The 15,217-nt window shown below is 64.8% G+C and carries 17 protein-coding genes and 1 pseudogene; 7 read left to right on the forward strand and 11 right to left on the reverse strand.

Features of this window, described 5'->3' with window-relative positions; all coding sequences use genetic code 11:
* Nucleotides 1-121 precede the first annotated feature (121 nt).
* From SO140_RS11200 to SO140_RS11220, 5 genes are all read left to right on the forward strand, one after another.
* Nucleotides 122-1,264, forward strand: a complete 1,143-nt coding sequence (locus SO140_RS11200; protein WP_449381412.1) for a type III PLP-dependent enzyme — start codon at nucleotides 122-124, stop codon at nucleotides 1,262-1,264.
* A gap of 129 nt (nucleotides 1,265-1,393) precedes the next feature.
* Entirely contained in the window at nucleotides 1,394-1,978 is a 585-nt protein-coding gene (locus SO140_RS11205) for a GNAT family N-acetyltransferase (protein WP_449381413.1), read from the forward strand.
* Nucleotides 1,979-1,993: 15 nt separating this feature from the next.
* Nucleotides 1,994-2,164 carry a hypothetical protein gene (locus SO140_RS11210; protein WP_449381414.1) on the forward strand — a complete coding sequence of 57 codons (171 nt, stop codon included), beginning with the start codon at nucleotides 1,994-1,996 and terminating at the stop codon, nucleotides 2,162-2,164.
* A gap of 88 nt (nucleotides 2,165-2,252) precedes the next feature.
* Nucleotides 2,253-2,642 (forward strand): RidA family protein, encoded by a 390-nt coding sequence (locus SO140_RS11215; protein ID WP_449381415.1) that lies wholly within the window; start codon nucleotides 2,253-2,255, stop codon nucleotides 2,640-2,642.
* 48 nt (nucleotides 2,643-2,690) lie between these two features.
* Nucleotides 2,691-4,133 (forward strand): homospermidine synthase, encoded by a 1,443-nt coding sequence (locus SO140_RS11220; protein WP_449381416.1) that lies wholly within the window; start codon nucleotides 2,691-2,693, stop codon nucleotides 4,131-4,133.
* Nucleotides 4,134-4,406: 273 nt separating this feature from the next.
* Here the strand turns inward: SO140_RS11220 and SO140_RS11225 are convergent, their stop codons facing one another.
* The 11 genes and pseudogenes from SO140_RS11225 to SO140_RS11275 all read right to left on the reverse strand — a co-directional run bounded on the left by SO140_RS11225 (nucleotide 4,407) and on the right by SO140_RS11275 (nucleotide 12,891).
* Nucleotides 4,407-4,754 (reverse strand): hypothetical protein, encoded by a 348-nt coding sequence (locus SO140_RS11225; protein ID WP_449381417.1) that lies wholly within the window; start codon nucleotides 4,752-4,754, stop codon nucleotides 4,407-4,409.
* 98 nt (nucleotides 4,755-4,852) lie between these two features.
* A complete protein-coding gene (locus SO140_RS11230) occupies nucleotides 4,853-5,569 on the reverse strand; it encodes an MgtC/SapB family protein (RefSeq protein ID WP_449381418.1) in 717 nt (238 codons plus the stop codon).
* Nucleotides 5,570-5,715: 146 nt separating this feature from the next.
* A complete protein-coding gene (locus SO140_RS11235) occupies nucleotides 5,716-6,735 on the reverse strand; it encodes a WD40 repeat domain-containing protein (protein WP_449381419.1) in 1,020 nt (339 codons plus the stop codon).
* Complete coding sequence (locus SO140_RS11240) at nucleotides 6,735-7,799, reverse strand: CobW family GTP-binding protein (protein WP_449381420.1); 1,065 nt, start codon at nucleotides 7,797-7,799, stop codon at nucleotides 6,735-6,737. Before SO140_RS11240 ends, SO140_RS11235 begins: the two co-directional genes overlap by 1 nt.
* A gap of 153 nt (nucleotides 7,800-7,952) precedes the next feature.
* A complete protein-coding gene (locus SO140_RS11245) occupies nucleotides 7,953-8,822 on the reverse strand; it encodes a metal ABC transporter substrate-binding protein (protein WP_449381421.1) in 870 nt (289 codons plus the stop codon).
* Between the two features lie 8 nt (nucleotides 8,823-8,830).
* A complete protein-coding gene (locus SO140_RS11250; RefSeq protein WP_449381422.1) occupies nucleotides 8,831-9,697 on the reverse strand; it encodes a metal ABC transporter permease in 867 nt (288 codons plus the stop codon).
* A 6-nt stretch (nucleotides 9,698-9,703) separates the two neighbouring features.
* Entirely contained in the window at nucleotides 9,704-10,459 is a 756-nt protein-coding gene (locus tag SO140_RS11255) for a metal ABC transporter ATP-binding protein (RefSeq protein ID WP_449381423.1), read from the reverse strand.
* Between the two features lie 2 nt (nucleotides 10,460-10,461).
* Nucleotides 10,462-10,698 carry a hypothetical protein gene (locus SO140_RS11260; RefSeq protein WP_449381424.1) on the reverse strand — a complete coding sequence of 79 codons (237 nt, stop codon included), beginning with the start codon at nucleotides 10,696-10,698 and terminating at the stop codon, nucleotides 10,462-10,464.
* Between the two features lie 106 nt (nucleotides 10,699-10,804).
* Nucleotides 10,805-11,306: pseudogene (locus SO140_RS11265) on the reverse strand (hypothetical protein).
* Nucleotides 11,303-11,914 (reverse strand): permease, encoded by a 612-nt coding sequence (locus SO140_RS11270; RefSeq protein ID WP_449381425.1) that lies wholly within the window; start codon nucleotides 11,912-11,914, stop codon nucleotides 11,303-11,305. The pseudogene SO140_RS11265 and the gene SO140_RS11270 overlap by 4 nt, the downstream one beginning before the upstream one ends.
* A gap of 380 nt (nucleotides 11,915-12,294) precedes the next feature.
* Nucleotides 12,295-12,891 (reverse strand): superoxide dismutase, encoded by a 597-nt coding sequence (locus SO140_RS11275; RefSeq protein WP_449381426.1) that lies wholly within the window; start codon nucleotides 12,889-12,891, stop codon nucleotides 12,295-12,297.
* Nucleotides 12,892-13,131: 240 nt separating this feature from the next.
* Between SO140_RS11275 and SO140_RS11280 the strand changes: the two genes are divergently transcribed.
* On the forward strand, nucleotides 13,132-13,659 hold the full coding sequence (locus SO140_RS11280) for a GNAT family N-acetyltransferase (protein WP_449381427.1): 528 nt from the start codon (nucleotides 13,132-13,134) through the stop codon (nucleotides 13,657-13,659).
* Between the two features lie 81 nt (nucleotides 13,660-13,740).
* Complete coding sequence (locus tag SO140_RS11285) at nucleotides 13,741-15,162, forward strand: MATE family efflux transporter (RefSeq protein ID WP_449381428.1); 1,422 nt, start codon at nucleotides 13,741-13,743, stop codon at nucleotides 15,160-15,162.
* Nucleotides 15,163-15,217 lie beyond the last annotated feature (55 nt).

Genomic DNA, 15,217 nt, shown 5'->3' on the forward strand with positions numbered 1-15,217 from the left:
CAGCACAATTCGGTCTCGGGTTCTCGGCCCTGTCGCGTCTCCATCGTGCGGCAGCGCCAAAGCACCCCTGTCCGAGAACATTTTGAACGGGCTCCGTCGCTGGGGCCGTTTGGAGGGTGCTATGACCGATCGCATCAGGGAATTTCTGCGCAACCGCCGCACTGAAGGTCTCGATACCGAGCCGTGCCTCGTCGTCGACCTCGAGGTCGTGCGCGACAATTACCAGAGCTTTGCCAAGGCGCTGCCCGACAGCCGCGTGTTCTATGCCGTCAAGGCGAACCCGGCGCCGGAAGTGCTGGCGCTGCTCGCCTCCATGGGCTCCTGCTTCGACACCGCAACCGTCGCCGAGATCGAGATGGCGCTGGCCGCCGGTGCGACACCTGACCGCATCTCCTTCGGCAACACGATCAAGAAGGAGCGCGACATCGCGCGCGCCTTCGCGCTCGGCATTCGGCTGTTCGCGGTGGATTGCGCCGCCGAGGTGGAGAAGGTCGCCCGTGCCGCGCCGGCTGCGAAGGTGTTCTGCCGCATCCTCTACGACTGCGCCGGCGCCGAGTGGCCGCTGTCGCGCAAGTTCGGCTGCGACCCGGAGATGGCGGTCGAGGTGCTCGACCTCGCCAAGCGTCTGGGCCTGGAGCCGTGCGGCATCTCCTTCCATGTCGGCTCGCAGCAGCGCAAGGTGAAAGCGTGGGATCGTGCGCTGGCGATGGCCTCGCAGGTGTTCCGCGACTGCGCCGAACGCGGCATCAACCTCTCGATGGTCAACATGGGCGGGGGCTTCCCGACCAAGTACCTGAAGGACGTGCCGCCGGTGGTCACCTACGGCCGGTCGATCTTCCGTGCGCTGCGCAAGCACTTCGGCAACCAGATCCCCGAGACCATCATCGAGCCGGGCCGCGGCATGGTGGGCAACGCCGGGGTGATCGAGTCCGAGGTCGTGCTCATCTCGAAGAAGAGCGACGAGGACGAGGTGCGCTGGGTGTATCTCGACATCGGCAAGTTCGGCGGTCTCGCCGAGACCATGGACGAGTCGATTCGCTACGCGATCCGCACCCCGCATGACGGCGCGGACATGACGCCGTGCGTGCTCGCTGGGCCCACCTGCGATTCCGCCGACGTCCTGTACGAGAAGAGCCCGTATCCGCTCCCGGTGACGCTCGAGATCGGCGACAAGGTGCTGATCGAAGGGACCGGGGCCTATACGTCGACCTACTCGTCGGTGGCGTTCAACGGCATCCCGCCGCTGAAGACGTATCACATCTGATCCGCCTCGACGTCGAGGCTTGATGAACCGGGAGCCGGCGATGCCGGCTCCTCCCTGACATTTTCGATTTCTGACGACGCTTGTGCGCGCGGACGCTTGTCCGCAAGTTCAAGCGAGGACTGACGTGTCATGACTGCTCTTCGGAAGCCACAGGTCGCCCTCACCTCGAAAGCCGCTCCGTTCGCGATCCGTGCGGAGCGTGCTGCCGACGTTGCGATGCGTGAAGCGCTGCTCGATGCCTGCTTTGGCGAGAACCGCCATGGCCGCACCTGCCAGCGCCTGCGCGACGGACGTGCACCCGCCGCAGGCCTTGCCCTGTCGGCGTTGCGCGAGGGGAAGCTCGTGGGAACCGTGCGGCTGTGGCACGTCAGCGCCGGAGGCAGGGCTGCTCTGGTCCTCGGACCGCTCGCGGTCGATCCTGCCTGCCGCGAGTTCGGGATCGGCGCCGCGCTGATGCATCAAGCGCTGGCCGCCGCCCGGGCGCGCGGGCATGCCGCCGTGATCCTGCTCGGCGACGCCCCCTACTACGCCCGCTTCGGCTTCTCGGCGGAGAAGACCGGCGCGCTTTCACTGCCGGGGCCGTTCGAGCGCGAACGGCTGCTCGGCCTCGAATTCGAGGCCGGTAGCCTGGATGACGCCTGCGGCATGATCATCCCGACCGGCGCTGCGCTGCCCAAACGGCGGGCGGCGCGCCCGCACGCGCACGCGGCCTAAAGGGCGACGTCCATCATGGCGAAGACCCCGGCCGCATCCAGCGGTGATGCCCGTCCGCGCCTGCGCAGCCTGATCACATCGGTGCTGTTCGTCCTGATCGCGGTCATGATCGTCAGGGACATCCTGGTGCGACGGTGGAGCGGCTCGCCGCCGCCGTCGCAAGGTACGACACAGCACTCCCGCTGAGCTCCTTTCACTGCCGTTTCGGGGGTTGCGCAGGGCCCCGAAAGGCCCTTTAACCCCGCGAAACACCCCTTCAGTCGAGGTCGAACAGATGTCCCGTCGCCTGATTTCCACCGGCTCTCCCTTCGAGAAGACCGCCGGCTACAGCCGCGCCGTGATCGACGGCGACTTCGCCTTCGTCTCCGGAACCACCGGCTACGACTATGCGACGATGACGATGCCGGCCGATGTCACGAGCCAGTCACGTAACTGCTTCAAGACCATCGAGGCCGCCCTGAAGGAGGGCGGATTCGACATGGCCGACATCGTCCGCGTGACCTACTACCTCACCGACGGCAGCGAGGCCGACGCGCATTTCGCCGTCTGCGGCGAAGTCCTCGGCGACATCCGCCCGGCCGCAACGCTTCTCGTCGTCTCAGCGCTCTATAAGCCCGAGATGAAGGTCGAGATCGAAGTCACCGCCAAGCGCCGCAGCGCCTGATCCACCCCTCACCCTTTGTCTGCCAGCACGTTCCGGAGAAACCATCCCATGAGCCCTCCCTCGCAGATCTACGCGAAGATCACCGGTCCCATCGTCATGGTCGGCTTCGGCTCCATCGGCAAAGGCACGTTGCCGATGATCGAGCGGCATCTCGACTACGACAAGTCGCGCGTCACCGTGATCGATCCCAAGGACGAGGGCCGCAAGGCACATTGCGAGAAGCAGAATGTGCGCTTCATCCAGAAGGCCGTAACCAGGGACAATTATCGCGAGTTGCTGACCCCGCTGCTCACCGAAGGCGGTGGCCAGGGTTTTTGCGTCAATCTCTCGGTCGACACCGGCTCGACCGACATCATGGAGCTCTGCAACGAGCTCGGCGCTCTCTACATCGACACCGTCAACGAGCCCTGGCTCGGCTTCTATTTCGATGCGTCGAAGGGCCCGGAAGCGCGCTCCAACTACGCCCTTCGCGAGGTGACGCTGGCCGCCAAGAAGGCGCGGCCCAAGGGCTCGACGACGGCCGTCTCCTGCTGCGGCGCCAATCCCGGCATGGTCTCCTTTTTCGTCAAGCAGGCACTTCTCAATGTCGCCGCCGACCTGAAGCTCAATGCCCCCAAGCCGAAGACCAAGGCCGAATGGGCGGACTTGATGCGGCAGGCCGGTGTCAAGGGCATCCACATCGCCGAACGCGACACCCAGCGCTCCAAGAAGCCGAAAGAGCCTGATGTCTTCGTCAACACCTGGTCGGTGGAAGGTTTCCTGTCGGAAGGCGTGCAGCCGTCCGAGCTCGGTTGGGGCACCCATGAGAAATGGATGCCCGAGAATGCGCGGACCCACGAAGCTGGCTGCGGCGCTGCCATCTATCTGATGCAGCCCGGCGCCAACACGCGCGTGCGCACCTGGTGCCCGACCCGCGGCGCGCAGTATGGCTTCCTCGTCACGCACAACGAGTCGATCTCGATCTCCGATTACTTCACGGTGCGCGACGCATCGGGCACGGCGATCTATCGACCGACCTGCCACTATGCCTATCATCCGGCTGACGATGCCGTGCTGTCGCTGCATGAAATGTTCGGCCGCGCCGCGAAGATGCAGGAAAAGCACCACATTCTCGATGAGAACGAAATCGTCGATGGTATCGACGAGCTCGGCGTGCTGCTGTTCGGCCACGACAACAATGCCTACTGGTATGGCTCGCAGCTCTCCATCGAGGAGACCCGCAAACTCGCGCCCTATCAGAACGCCACCGGCCTGCAGGTGACCTCCGCCGTGCTCGGCGGCATGGTGTGGGCGCTGGAAAACCCGAACGAAGGCATCGTCGAGGCCGACGAGATGGATTTCGATCGTCTGCTGGAAATCCAGATGCCGTATCTCGGCCCGGTGAAGGGTTTCTACACCGACTGGACGCCGCTGACGGATCGTCCGGGACTGTTTCCGGAGGATATCGATACCAGCGATCCCTGGCAGTTCCGGAATATTTTGGTGCGCTGACGACACGCCTGCGTTATGCCCTGCCAAGGCGGGGCATCAAAATGTCGAAAACAACCCCATGCACAGTAGCCGGCGACGGCTGGCGTGGGGCGTTGCGGGTTCTGCGAAACCACTGGCGCGTCGGGCAAATCAGCCGGGATGACGCCACGATCTCCACCCTCATTCCGGGGCGACGCGACAGCGTCGAGCCCGGAATCCATCCTGCCGCAGAGTTAGCGGATAGATGGATTCCGGGCTCGCGACTTCGTCGCGCCCCGGAATGACGGTTGGGGGCTACTTCTCCTTGATCGACGGCTCCTTGATCGGCGGGGCGATCTTCTCGGCGGGCGCTTGTGGCAGCACCGGCTTCGCCGCACCTTGAGTCTGCGGATCGGGCCGCGCGGGCTCGGGTGCTGGGGTGGTGGGGCGGTCGCCGCCTGGCTTTGACTCCGCGGGCGTCTTGCTCTGATCATCCGGCGTCGGCGTGCCTTGCAGCGGCTGCGTGGCTTGAGCCATGTGTTGCCGGCTCTCGGCCCGGATCTGCGCCAGCGACAGGCCGGAGATCAGGACGCCCGCCCCGAACAGGACACAGGCGATCAGCAGATCCCGGTGAAATCTGAGCTTGTCTTGCTTACCGGCCATCTCAGCTACCCCGCGAATTCGTCCGCAGTATCAACGAAATGGCCGGACCGCAGTTCCGCGGGGATGTCGCCGCAGGGAACCCCGCCGAAACGCTGCGTTCAGTCCGTCGTGCTGACTTCCCAGGTGGCGTGGCGCACGCCGGAGTGGCGCTGCATGTCGACGGCCACGGCGTTCAGTTCGTTCGGATCGACCGCGGTCGCGACCAGCTTCGCAACGATCTCCAGGATGTCGTCGCCGATCTCGACAACCTCGACATCCGCCACGGGATATTTCGCGCTCTCGAGCTTGTCGACGAGGCGGTCGCGCATGTCGGGCAAGGCTTCCGTCGTGACCGCGACCTTGAAGTAGTAGGTCGCCTCCAGCGCCTTCTCGTTCAGCGGGATGCGGTTGATTGCGTTCACCAGGGGACGCAGCAGCGTGTTGCCCGCGATGATGAACACCGTGAGTGCGACAGCCTGCGCGACCAGGTCGGCGCCGGCGCAGGAGCCGACGGCGGCCGAGGCCCAGAGCGTCGCCGCAGTGTTCAACCCGCGCACGTCCATGCCCTGCTTCATGATGACGCCGGCGCCAAGGAAGCCGATGCCGGAGACGACGTAGGAGATCACGCGGACCGCGCCGTCGGCCCCTGTCAGATGCATGGCGAGATCGACGAAGGCGGCGGCGCCGACAGCGACCAGCACATTGGTGCGCAGGCCCGCGGTGCGCTGGCGATATTGCCGCTCGGCGCCGATCAGCGTTCCCAGCACGAAGGCCGTGAAAAGGCTGACCAGCGTATCGAGGAAGTCTGCAAGCTGGAAGGTCGTCAGAAACCGCATGGGTTCGCGCCGCCGTTTGAGAGATGCGGTAGGGTGGGCAAAGGCGCGCTGTTCGCGCGACGTGCCCACCACTTTTGTCTCGCGGAGCGATGGTGGGCACGGCGCAAGGGCACCTTTGCCCACACTACGGCCGGAACGATGAAGAATTAAAGCTCCAGAACGCCGCCGTCCCCATTTTCGTCGGCGAATGCCAAGAGCGTCCCCTTGGCGTTCCAGGCGAGCGCGGCCACGGCCGGTGTGCCGTTGCGGCGGACCAGGATCTCCGCGCCGTCCTCCAGACGCACCATCAACACGGTGCCATCGCTATAGCCGGCAGCGAAGATGTCGTTCTTCGGATGGCAGGCGACCACCGACGCGCGCGCCTGCAAGGGCGCGAGCATCGCGGGCTCCTTGCCCATCGGACCGTCCTTGCTTGCGAACGGCCACAGGATCACGGTGTCGGCGCCCGAGGTCGCCAGCGCCTTGCCGCCCGCGCTCCAGGACATCGAGCGGACGCGGCCGGGATAGCCGGTCATGCGCATGTGCCTGTTATCGGCGAGCCGCCAGCCATGCAGCGCCGGCTCGTGCATCGCGGTGACCAGGAATTTGTTGTCCGGGCTGAAGGTGACGGCGAGATGCGAGCCGGCCCAGGGCAGGAATTCGGCACTCCCCGCCATGTTGGGAAACCACAGCGTCGCGCCGTTGTAATGCGCGATCGCAAGCCGCAGACCCTTCGGCGCAAAGGCGAGCCCGCCGACGGTCGAGGGCACCTCGATCGACTTCTCTTCGTTCTTGCCGCTCTTGACGAAGGCAAACTTGCCGGCCGACCAGGCGAAGGCGCCGTCGGCATGCAGCGCCACCGCATCGATCCAGCGCCGCTTGGGATCGGTCGCGAGCAACGTCACGTCGCCCTTGGCGTCGAGCGCTGTGACCTTGCCGTCGTCGCCGCCCATCACGAGGCGCTTGCCGTCGCTCGCGGTCGAAAGAATGCCGCCACTATGGACGGCGACGGTGCTGATCTCGCCCTGGCTATCCACCAGCGCAACATTCTCCTCGCCGCCGACGAAGGCGGCGCAGTCGGCCAGGAAATGCACAGACGTCACGGCCATCCCCAGCGCGACCGGCTTGACGCGGTCGGTGACGGAGACGATCGAGGGTGAATCGGGAGCCGGCGTAAACTCTTTCATCACGAGACGATGCAGCTCTCGAAGCCTTCGCGAATGGCCTGTTCCGGCAATTCGCGACCGATGAAGACGAGACGGCTCTCGCGCGGCTCGCCCTCCTTCCACTTCCGCTGGTGATTGCCCTCGAGCATCATGTGCACGCCCTGGAAGACATAGCGGTCGTCATCATTGTGGAAGGCGAGGATGCCCTTGGAGCGCAGGATCTTCTGGCCCTCCACCTGCACGAGGTTCTGGAGCCAGGGCATGAACACGTTGGGATCGAGCGGCTTGTCGGTCTTGAGCGAGAGCGACTGCATCTCCTCGTCGTGATAGTGCTTCAGGCCGTGGCCGTGATCATGGTGGTGGTGATGGTCATGTCCGTGATGGTGGTGATGATCATGGTCGTGGTCATGATCATCGGCCTCCAGAAAGTCCGGCTCGATGTCGAGGATGCGGTCGAGGTCGAAGGCGCCGCGGTCGAGCACGTCAGCCAACGCCACCGAGCAGCGCTCGGTGCGGTGCAGCTTCGCATAGGGGTTGATGCCGCGGATGCGGGCCTCGACCTCGGCGAGCTCTCCCTTGGAGACGAGGTCGGTCTTGTTCAGCACGATCACGTCGGCAAACGCGATCTGGTTCTTGGCCTCGGGCGCGTCCTTCAGACGGTCGGAGAGCCATTTGGCATCCGCAACCGTCACGACCGCATCGAGCCGCGCGTTCTTCTGCACGTCCTCGTCGACGAAGAAGGTCTGGGCGACGGGCGCCGGATCGGCAAGACCCGTCGTCTCGACGATGATGGCGTCGAACTTGCCCTTGCGCTTCATCAGCCCGTCCATGATGCGCACGAGATCGCCGCGCACGGTGCAGCAGATGCAGCCATTGTTCATCTCGAACACTTCCTCATCGGCGCCGATGATGAGGTCGTTGTCGATGCCGATCTCGCCGAATTCGTTGACGATGACGGCGTACTTCTTGCCGTGATTTTCCGACAGGATGCGATTCAAAAGCGTGGTCTTGCCGGCCCCGAGATAGCCGGTCAGCACGGTCACGGGAATCTTTTCAAGAATCTTGGGGGCGGTCGCTTCAGACATAACAACTCCGGGGTCGGGCTTGTCGCGCGACGCGAGGCGGGGTGGCCCCTGCCCTAAAGCGCGATGAATCTAAGTTGAATCGTCATCGCGCTTTAGCCCTTGCTTGAGCACGATCTTTTCGGAAAACCGCTGCACACTTTTCCGGATCGTGCCCTAATGGTCAAGCGCGCTGGTCAGGGCCTTTATATTGTGCCTGACCATGTCAATGTAAGTGGGGGCAGGCCCCTTTTCGCCCGTCAAACCGTCCGAAATCAGGGTCCCGCCGACCTTTGAGCCGGTCTCCGCCGCGATCCGCCGGATCAGCCGGTCGTCGCTGATATTTTCGAGGAACACAGCCGGGATTTTTTGGGCTCGGATCTGGCTGATGATCCCTGCGATATCGCGGGCGCTGGGCTCGGTTTCGGTGGAGACGCCGAGCGGAGCGATGAACTGGATGCCGTATTCGGCGGCGAAATAGCCGAAGGCATCGTGGGTGGAGATCACCTTGCGCCGCTCCGGCGGGATTTTTGCGATTGCCTCGCGCACCTCGCGGTCGAGCGCTTCGAGCTTTTCCAGATAGGCTTTGGCTTGCCTACGGAAAACGTCCGCATCCTCAGGCGCGGCCGCGGCCAGCGCGGCGGCGATGTTGGTCACGTAGGCTTTCGCGTTGGGGATCGATTGCCAGGCATGCGGATCGGACTCCGAACCGAGCTTGAGCGGAGCGATGCCGGCGCTCGCCGTCACCACGGTCGCCTTGCTGCCTGAGGATTGTACGAGCCGCGGCAGCCAGCCCTCCAGGCCAAGCCCGTTGACGATGACGAGCCTTGCATCCGCGATGCGCTTCGCATCACCCGGCGCCGGCGTGTAGACATGGACGTCGCTGTCGGCACCGACCAGCGTGGTGAGGTTGATGCGATCGCCGCCGACGTTGCGAACGAAATCGGCGAGGATGGAGAAGCTCGCGACCACGTTGAGCCGCTCCGCCGCTTGAAGCGGCGAGGCGAACAGCAGGAGCGCAACGGCGAGGAGCAGGAGGCGGCGCATCGCTGAAATCAAGCCTCCAGATGCCGGCCCGGAAACATCTGCCGGACCAGCCCGCCGACGCTGCCGAACAGCACGGAGAGGACGTAGAACACGGTCGCCACCAGGATGATCGCCGGCCCTGAGGGAATCCGCGTCTGGAACGACAGCACGAGCCCGGCATAGCCCGAGACCCCTGCGGCGATGACCGCGATAGAGATCATCGCGGTGAGGTCGCGCGACCAGAACCGGGCGATGCCGGCAGGCATGATCATCAATCCGACCGCAAGCAGCGTGCCGAGCGCCTGAAAACCGTTGACGAGATTGATGACGACGAGCGCGAGAAAGGCAAGGTGCGCCGGTCCCCCGGCGCGACTGACGGTGCGCAGGAACAGCGGGTCGACGCTCTCGATCACCAGCGGACGGTAGATCACCGCGAGCACGAGCAGCGTGATCGTGGCGTTGAAGGCGACCACCAGCAGTGTCTGGTCGTCCATGGCGAGGATGTTGCCGAACAGCACATGCAACAGATCGATATTGGTGCCCTTGATCGAGACGATGGTGACGCCTAGCGCCAGCGAGGCCAGATAAAAGGTCGCAAGCGAGGCGTCCTCCTTCAAACCGGTCGAGCGCGCGACCACGCCGGCGAGGATAGCGACCGCAAATCCCGCAATCAGGCCGCCTGCGGTCATCGCGAACAGATTGAGGCCGGAGAGCAGGAAGCCGATCGCGGCACCAGGGAGGATCGCATGTGCCATGGCGTCACCGACGAGGCTCATCCGCCGCAGCATCAGGAACACGCCGATCGGCGCGCCCGCGAGCGACAGCGCGACCACGGCAGCGAGCGCGCGCCGCATGAACTCGAATTCGGTGAAGGGGCCGATCAGCGCGTCATACATCGTGCGTCATGCCGCCTGCGAGCGCTCGTCATCGTCGGCGCAGGCCGCCGCGCTGTCGTCGAAGGCTTCGCACATCCGCATCGCGACCATCAGGTTCTCCGCCGTCAGCACCTCGGCGGTCGCGCCCCAGGCCACCGGGCCGCGCGCAAGCAACAGCGTTTGCGGGAAGTGCGCCCGCACCATCTCCATATCGTGCAGAGCGGCGAGCACGGTGCGGCCCTCGCCATGCCAGCGCGTCACCAGCGCGAGCAGATCGGCCGTGGTCTTGCTGTCGATGGCGTTGAAGGGCTCGTCCAGCACGATCAGGCGCGCATCCTGGAGCAGCACGCGCGCGAACAGCACACGCTGCATCTGCCCGCCGGACAGCGTGCCGATCGGGCGATTCTCGAAGCCGTTCAGCCCCACGGCGGCGATCGCGCCCAGGATCTTCTCGCGTGCGGCCTTGCCGATGCCGCCGAACAGGCCGATCCCACGCCACAGCCCCGTGCCGACGAAATCGAACACCGAGATCGGGAAGCTGCGGTCGATGTCGGCGGTCTGTGGCAGATAGGCGATATCGCGCGGATCGAGTCCCCCGAGTTGGATGCTGCCTGCCAGCGGCTTGAGGATGCCGACGATGCCGCGGAGCAGCGTCGACTTGCCCGCGCCGTTCGGCCCGATCACCGCGACCAGCGCCCCACGCGCGATCTCGCCCTTGAGGTGGTGCACCGCCGGGTGGCGGTCATAACCCAGGGTGACATTGTGGAAACCGAGCGCCGCCATGGTCACCTCATCGCCAGAAAGACCACGCCCCAGAGCACCACGCAGACGGCCAGTGCCGCGGCTAAGCGGCCCACCATGGTCATGCGCAGGATCGACCAGGGCGCGGCCTGGGCGGGATGCGGCGCCGAGGGGTCGTGGACATGGGCGTGCGTGTGGTCGTGCCCATGGGCATGGGCGTGGTCATGAGAGTGGCCCTGGGAATGGTCGTGATGGTGGACGTGGGACGCGGCGGGAACCATTTGGGAATGTTATATTATAACATTACCCCTGTCCACGCCGACCTTACCCGTCATTCCGGGCGATGCGAAGTATCGAACCCGGAATGACGCCAACATTTGCAGCCTCTCAGGGCTTGCCGATCACCATGGCGATGGCCGCCGCCACGAACGGAAACGGCACCGAGACGGCGCAGCGGAACCAGACGAAACGGGCCGGCATGAACGGGATTTCCCCACAGGATCACCCGCTGGAAGGCGAACAGCGCCCAGGCGACGACATAGGCGACCACCTGGGGGACGCCGCCGCCGGACTTCAACGCCACCGCGCCGATGGAGAATCCGATCACGGGACCGCCTGGCGTGGCAGCCCCAGCGACCACGGCGGTGACCACCCCAAGCCAGCCGCTATCGGGGCCGAGCCAGCCGGTGATCACCTCCTGCGGGATGATCGCGGCGATGTAGCCGGAGCCGATCACCCCCAGCGCGATCCGCGGCACGATGTTGACGAAATCCATCGCCCCCTCGCGCAGCGAGGCCTTGAACACCGGCTTGCCGCGGCGAAAGGCGATCAGGCCGACGCCGAGCACCGAGCCCCACAACAGGATATCGATGAGGAGTGCTGCGCTCACGTCTCGTCGTCCCCTGCGTCACGCTTCGGATAGAGCCGGACATAGACGAAACGGCCGAGCGCCCCCGCGAGCACCGGCAGCGGCAGCGAGATCACGATCCGCCACAGCGTGAAATCGGTGCCCATGATCGGGATTTCCCAGGCGACCGCCCGGCCATAGCCGATCAGGGTCCAGCTCACGACCATGGCAATGGTGGCGCCGAAATCGGCGCCGACCGCGAGCAGCGCGCTTGCCACCGGATAGGCGGTGAAGGGCCCGCCCGGCAGGATCGCGCCAAAGGCGGTACCGATCAGAAGGCCCATCAGGCCGGAGTTCGGCCCGAGCGAGCGCGACACCTTCTCGTGCGGCAGGATCTCCGAGATGAAGGCCCCGAGCAGGCAGCCGGCGAGCACGCGCGGCAGGATGCCGCCGAATAGCGAGAGATCGTGGGTGAGAATGTCGAGGACGCCGTCGGCGCCGTCTCGCCGCCAGACCAGCGCCGCGCTTACCGCCACCAGACCTGCGATGATGATCGTCGACCAGCCGATCGGCTTGCGGATGCGCCCCGGCCGCGGCTCGGACTCCGCGTCCTCGGCAGGCGTCGGATTGTTCGGGGAAGGTTCTGACAACGGCTCGGGTCGGATCGAGGGGATATCCGTTCTGCTTAAGGGTGCCACTGACGCGATGCAAACACAGTGATGGCGGGAGCGATGCGCGCCTCGCGCAGGGCTATGCCGAGCAACAGCAATCGCATGGCGGATCGCCTTCCTTCGGCACGCTCGCTCCACAATCTCGTCATGCCCGGGCTTGTCCCGGGCATCCACGTTCTTCGTCCCGCGGGAAAGGTCGCGGATGGCCGCGGGACATAGGCGGAGCGGAAACGACGCCGTCCTTCGGACGGCTATGCCCGACCATGACGATGTGGAAATGTCTGTGCGCGCGAATTCCGCACAGCAAAAAAGGCGGTCACACAGCGACCGCCTTCTCGCTTGTCAGGTGACGTGAAGCCTCATGCCTTGTCGAACAGCGACTCCACGTATTCCCAGTTCACGAGGTTCTCGACGAACGCCTTCAGATAATCCGGACGGCGGTTGCGATAGTCGATGTAGTAGGAGTGCTCCCAGACGTCCACGCCGAGGATCGGGGTGGCGCCGTGCACCAGCGGATTCTCGCCGTTCGCCGTCTTGGAGATCTCGAGCTTGCCGTTCTTCACGGACAGCCAAGCCCAACCGGAGCCGAACTGGCCGACGCCCGCCGCCTGGAAGTCCGTCTTGAACTTCTCGAAGCCGCCGAGGTCTTCATTGATCTTCTTCTCGAGCTTGCCCGGCAGCTTGGTGCCGCCGCCATTGGGCTTCATCCAGCTCCAGAAGTGGATGTGATTGTAGTGCTGGCCCGCATTGTTGAAGACCGCGGGGTTCTTCCCGAAGGAGCCCTTCACGATCTCCTCGAGGGACTTGCCTTCCCATTCGGTCCCCTTCAGCGCGTTATTGCCGTTGGTGACGTAGGCCTGATGATGCTTGTCGTGGTGATATTCCAGCGTTTCCTTCGACATATACTGGCCGAGGGCGTCATAGGCGTAAGGGAGTGGGGGGAGCGTAAAGGTCATGGCTTGTTGTCCGCAACTGGGTGGGGAACGTGTTCTAACGGTCACCCCTTATAGAAGGTTCCTGCGCCGTTAAATACCTTAGAATTTGCGAAACCGCATGGCGCGGTCGGCATGGCCTGAATGCTCAAATTCAGCTCAGAACAAAAGCTTCGCGGGGGCTGATGCAAAATATCATTGCCTTTGAAGCGTTTAAGAGAGAACGAATGCGCCGTTGCGCGGGAAAACAGGAAGAGCGGCCCCATGAGCATCGAGATCGACATCTTGAACGGCGACGCCTCATGGCAAATCGCCGAGCCGCTGTTCAAGGCAGTCTGGCCGCGTGATGCCGTCGAGAAGCGGCCCTGGAGCCACATCAAGTGGGCCGATACCGAGCTTCGCGTGTTGATCGAGGCGCCTGAGGGCGGGCTTGCCTGTCATGTAGGCATCTACTTCCGCACCATCACCTGGAACGGCCGCAAGGTTCATGTTGGCGGCATCGGCGGTGTCTGCACGCGCGAGGATTGCCGTGGGCGCGGCTACGCGACGCTTGCTATCGATGCCGCTGTTCACACAATTCGCGCCAACGAGGCCGTCCGCTTCGCGCTCCTGTTCTGCGAGCCGCATAATTTCGCATTCTACCAGGCCCGTAACTGGCATCCTTTCACCGGCGATGTCTATTGCGAGCAGCCGGAGGGGCGGATCCGCTTCGATTGTAGCGCACCGTTCGTCTTCGATGTCGTCCGCGCGCCGCGCCTGGGCACCATCGACCTATGCGGCCTGCCGTGGTGAGCCCTGCTTGAATGGAGGGCTGGCGCTGACGATGTCTGCATTATAATATGTTGTCCATCATCTAATTTCGCCCGGTGACACATGACGATAGACGCCCCCATAGACGCCGCACCGTCACGTGCCCCGGCCGCCTCGCGTGCCCCGGCCGCCTCGCGTGCCCCGGTGACGTCGCCCATCGCCAGCCTTTTGATCGCGCCGATCCTGCCGACGCTGCTCAGGTTGGCGATCCCCAACATGATCGCGATGGTCGGCAGCACGCTGGTCGCGATCGCCGAGACCTCCTATATCGGCCGGCTCGGCACTATTGCGCTGGCCGCGATCGCGCTGGTGTTTCCCTTCGCCATGCTGACGCAAATGATGAGCGCGGGCGCGATGGGCGGCGGCGTGTCGTCCGCGATCAGCCGGGCGCTCGGCGCGGGCGATCGAAATCGCGCCGCGACGCTGGCGCTGCACGCCGCCATCATCGGCATTTGCGGCGGGCTGTTCTTCACCGTGATGATGCTGCTGTTCGGCCGCAGCTTCTTCACGCTGCTCGGCGGCCGCGGCAATGTCCTGGAAGAAGCCTGCAACTATTCGCAGGTGCTGTTCTCCGGCGCGATCGCGATCTGGCTGGTCAACACGCTTGCCTCGGTGATCCGCGGCACCGGCGACATGCGCCTGCCCTCGATGACACTGATCGGCGCCAGCCTGGTGCAGGTCGCGGTCGGCGGTACGCTCGGGCTCGGCCTGTTCGGCGTGCCGCAACTCGGCATGCGCGGCGTCGCCTCCGGCCAACTCATCGCCTTCACGCTCGCGGCAGTCTTCTTCGTCTGGTATCTGCTCGCCGGCCGCAGCAGCCTGGCGCTGAATTTCAAGGCGTTCCGGTTCGAGCGCGGCATGTTCCTCGACATCCTCAAGGTCGGCGCGGTGGCCTGCCTGTCACCGCTGCAGACCGTGCTCACCATCCTGATCTTCACGAAAATTCTCGCAAGCTTCGGTACCGAGATGCTCGCCGGCTACGGCATCGGCTCGCGGCTGGAATTCCTGCTGATCCCGATCACCTTCGCCTTCGGCATCGCCTCGGTGCCGATGGTCGGCATGGCGATTGGCGCCGGCCAGTTGCAGCGCGCGCGGCGTGTCGCCTGGACGGCGGCGGCAGCGGCAGGCCTCATCGTCGGCCTGATCGGCCTCGTCGTCGCGCTCGATCCGGCGCTGTGGGTCTCGCTGTTCACGCGCGACGCCGGCGTCACCGCCGCTGCACACAGCTATTTCCACTGGGCGGGGCCGGCCTTCGTCTTCTTCGGCGTCGGCGTGTCGCTTTATTTCTCATCGCAAGGTGCCGCGCGCGTCGGAGGTCCGGTGCTTGCGTCCACTGCGCGGCTCCTGATCGTTGCCGTCGGCGGTGCCGCGCTCACGACTGCTCAGGCGCCGGCCTGGACACTGTTCGCTCTGATCGGCGGCGCCATGGCGGTGTTCGGGCTGTCCACGGCAACGTCCGTTGCCCTCGCGCGCTGGGGCAAATGAACGCAGGAATGTGATTGCAGCCGCGCGTTGCATGATCCTGATTTGCTGCTATGGA

This window comes from Bradyrhizobium sp. UFLA05-108, assembly GCF_059803455.1.

What these genes read in the sequence shown, in the direction of transcription:
- SO140_RS11200 (WP_449381412.1), top strand. Translation starts at nt 122, where the DNA reads ATGACCGATCGCATCAGGGAATTTCTGCGCAACCGCCGCACTGAAGGT.
- SO140_RS11205 (WP_449381413.1), top strand. Translation starts at nt 1,394, where the DNA reads ATGACTGCTCTTCGGAAGCCACAGGTCGCCCTCACCTCGAAAGCCGCT.
- SO140_RS11210 (WP_449381414.1), top strand. Translation starts at nt 1,994, where the DNA reads ATGGCGAAGACCCCGGCCGCATCCAGCGGTGATGCCCGTCCGCGCCTG.
- SO140_RS11215 (WP_449381415.1), top strand. Translation starts at nt 2,253, where the DNA reads ATGTCCCGTCGCCTGATTTCCACCGGCTCTCCCTTCGAGAAGACCGCC.
- SO140_RS11220 (WP_449381416.1), top strand. Translation starts at nt 2,691, where the DNA reads ATGAGCCCTCCCTCGCAGATCTACGCGAAGATCACCGGTCCCATCGTC.
- SO140_RS11225 (WP_449381417.1), bottom strand. Translation starts at nt 4,754, where the DNA reads ATGGCCGGTAAGCAAGACAAGCTCAGATTTCACCGGGATCTGCTGATC.
- SO140_RS11230 (WP_449381418.1), bottom strand. Translation starts at nt 5,569, where the DNA reads ATGCGGTTTCTGACGACCTTCCAGCTTGCAGACTTCCTCGATACGCTG.
- SO140_RS11235 (WP_449381419.1), bottom strand. Translation starts at nt 6,735, where the DNA reads ATGAAAGAGTTTACGCCGGCTCCCGATTCACCCTCGATCGTCTCCGTC.
- SO140_RS11240 (WP_449381420.1), bottom strand. Translation starts at nt 7,799, where the DNA reads ATGTCTGAAGCGACCGCCCCCAAGATTCTTGAAAAGATTCCCGTGACC.
- SO140_RS11245 (WP_449381421.1), bottom strand. Translation starts at nt 8,822, where the DNA reads ATGCGCCGCCTCCTGCTCCTCGCCGTTGCGCTCCTGCTGTTCGCCTCG.
- SO140_RS11250 (WP_449381422.1), bottom strand. Translation starts at nt 9,697, where the DNA reads ATGTATGACGCGCTGATCGGCCCCTTCACCGAATTCGAGTTCATGCGG.
- SO140_RS11255 (WP_449381423.1), bottom strand. Translation starts at nt 10,459, where the DNA reads ATGGCGGCGCTCGGTTTCCACAATGTCACCCTGGGTTATGACCGCCAC.
- SO140_RS11260 (WP_449381424.1), bottom strand. Translation starts at nt 10,698, where the DNA reads ATGGTTCCCGCCGCGTCCCACGTCCACCATCACGACCATTCCCAGGGC.
- SO140_RS11275 (WP_449381426.1), bottom strand. Translation starts at nt 12,891, where the DNA reads ATGACCTTTACGCTCCCCCCACTCCCTTACGCCTATGACGCCCTCGGC.
- SO140_RS11280 (WP_449381427.1), top strand. Translation starts at nt 13,132, where the DNA reads ATGAGCATCGAGATCGACATCTTGAACGGCGACGCCTCATGGCAAATC.
- SO140_RS11285 (WP_449381428.1), top strand. Translation starts at nt 13,741, where the DNA reads ATGACGATAGACGCCCCCATAGACGCCGCACCGTCACGTGCCCCGGCC.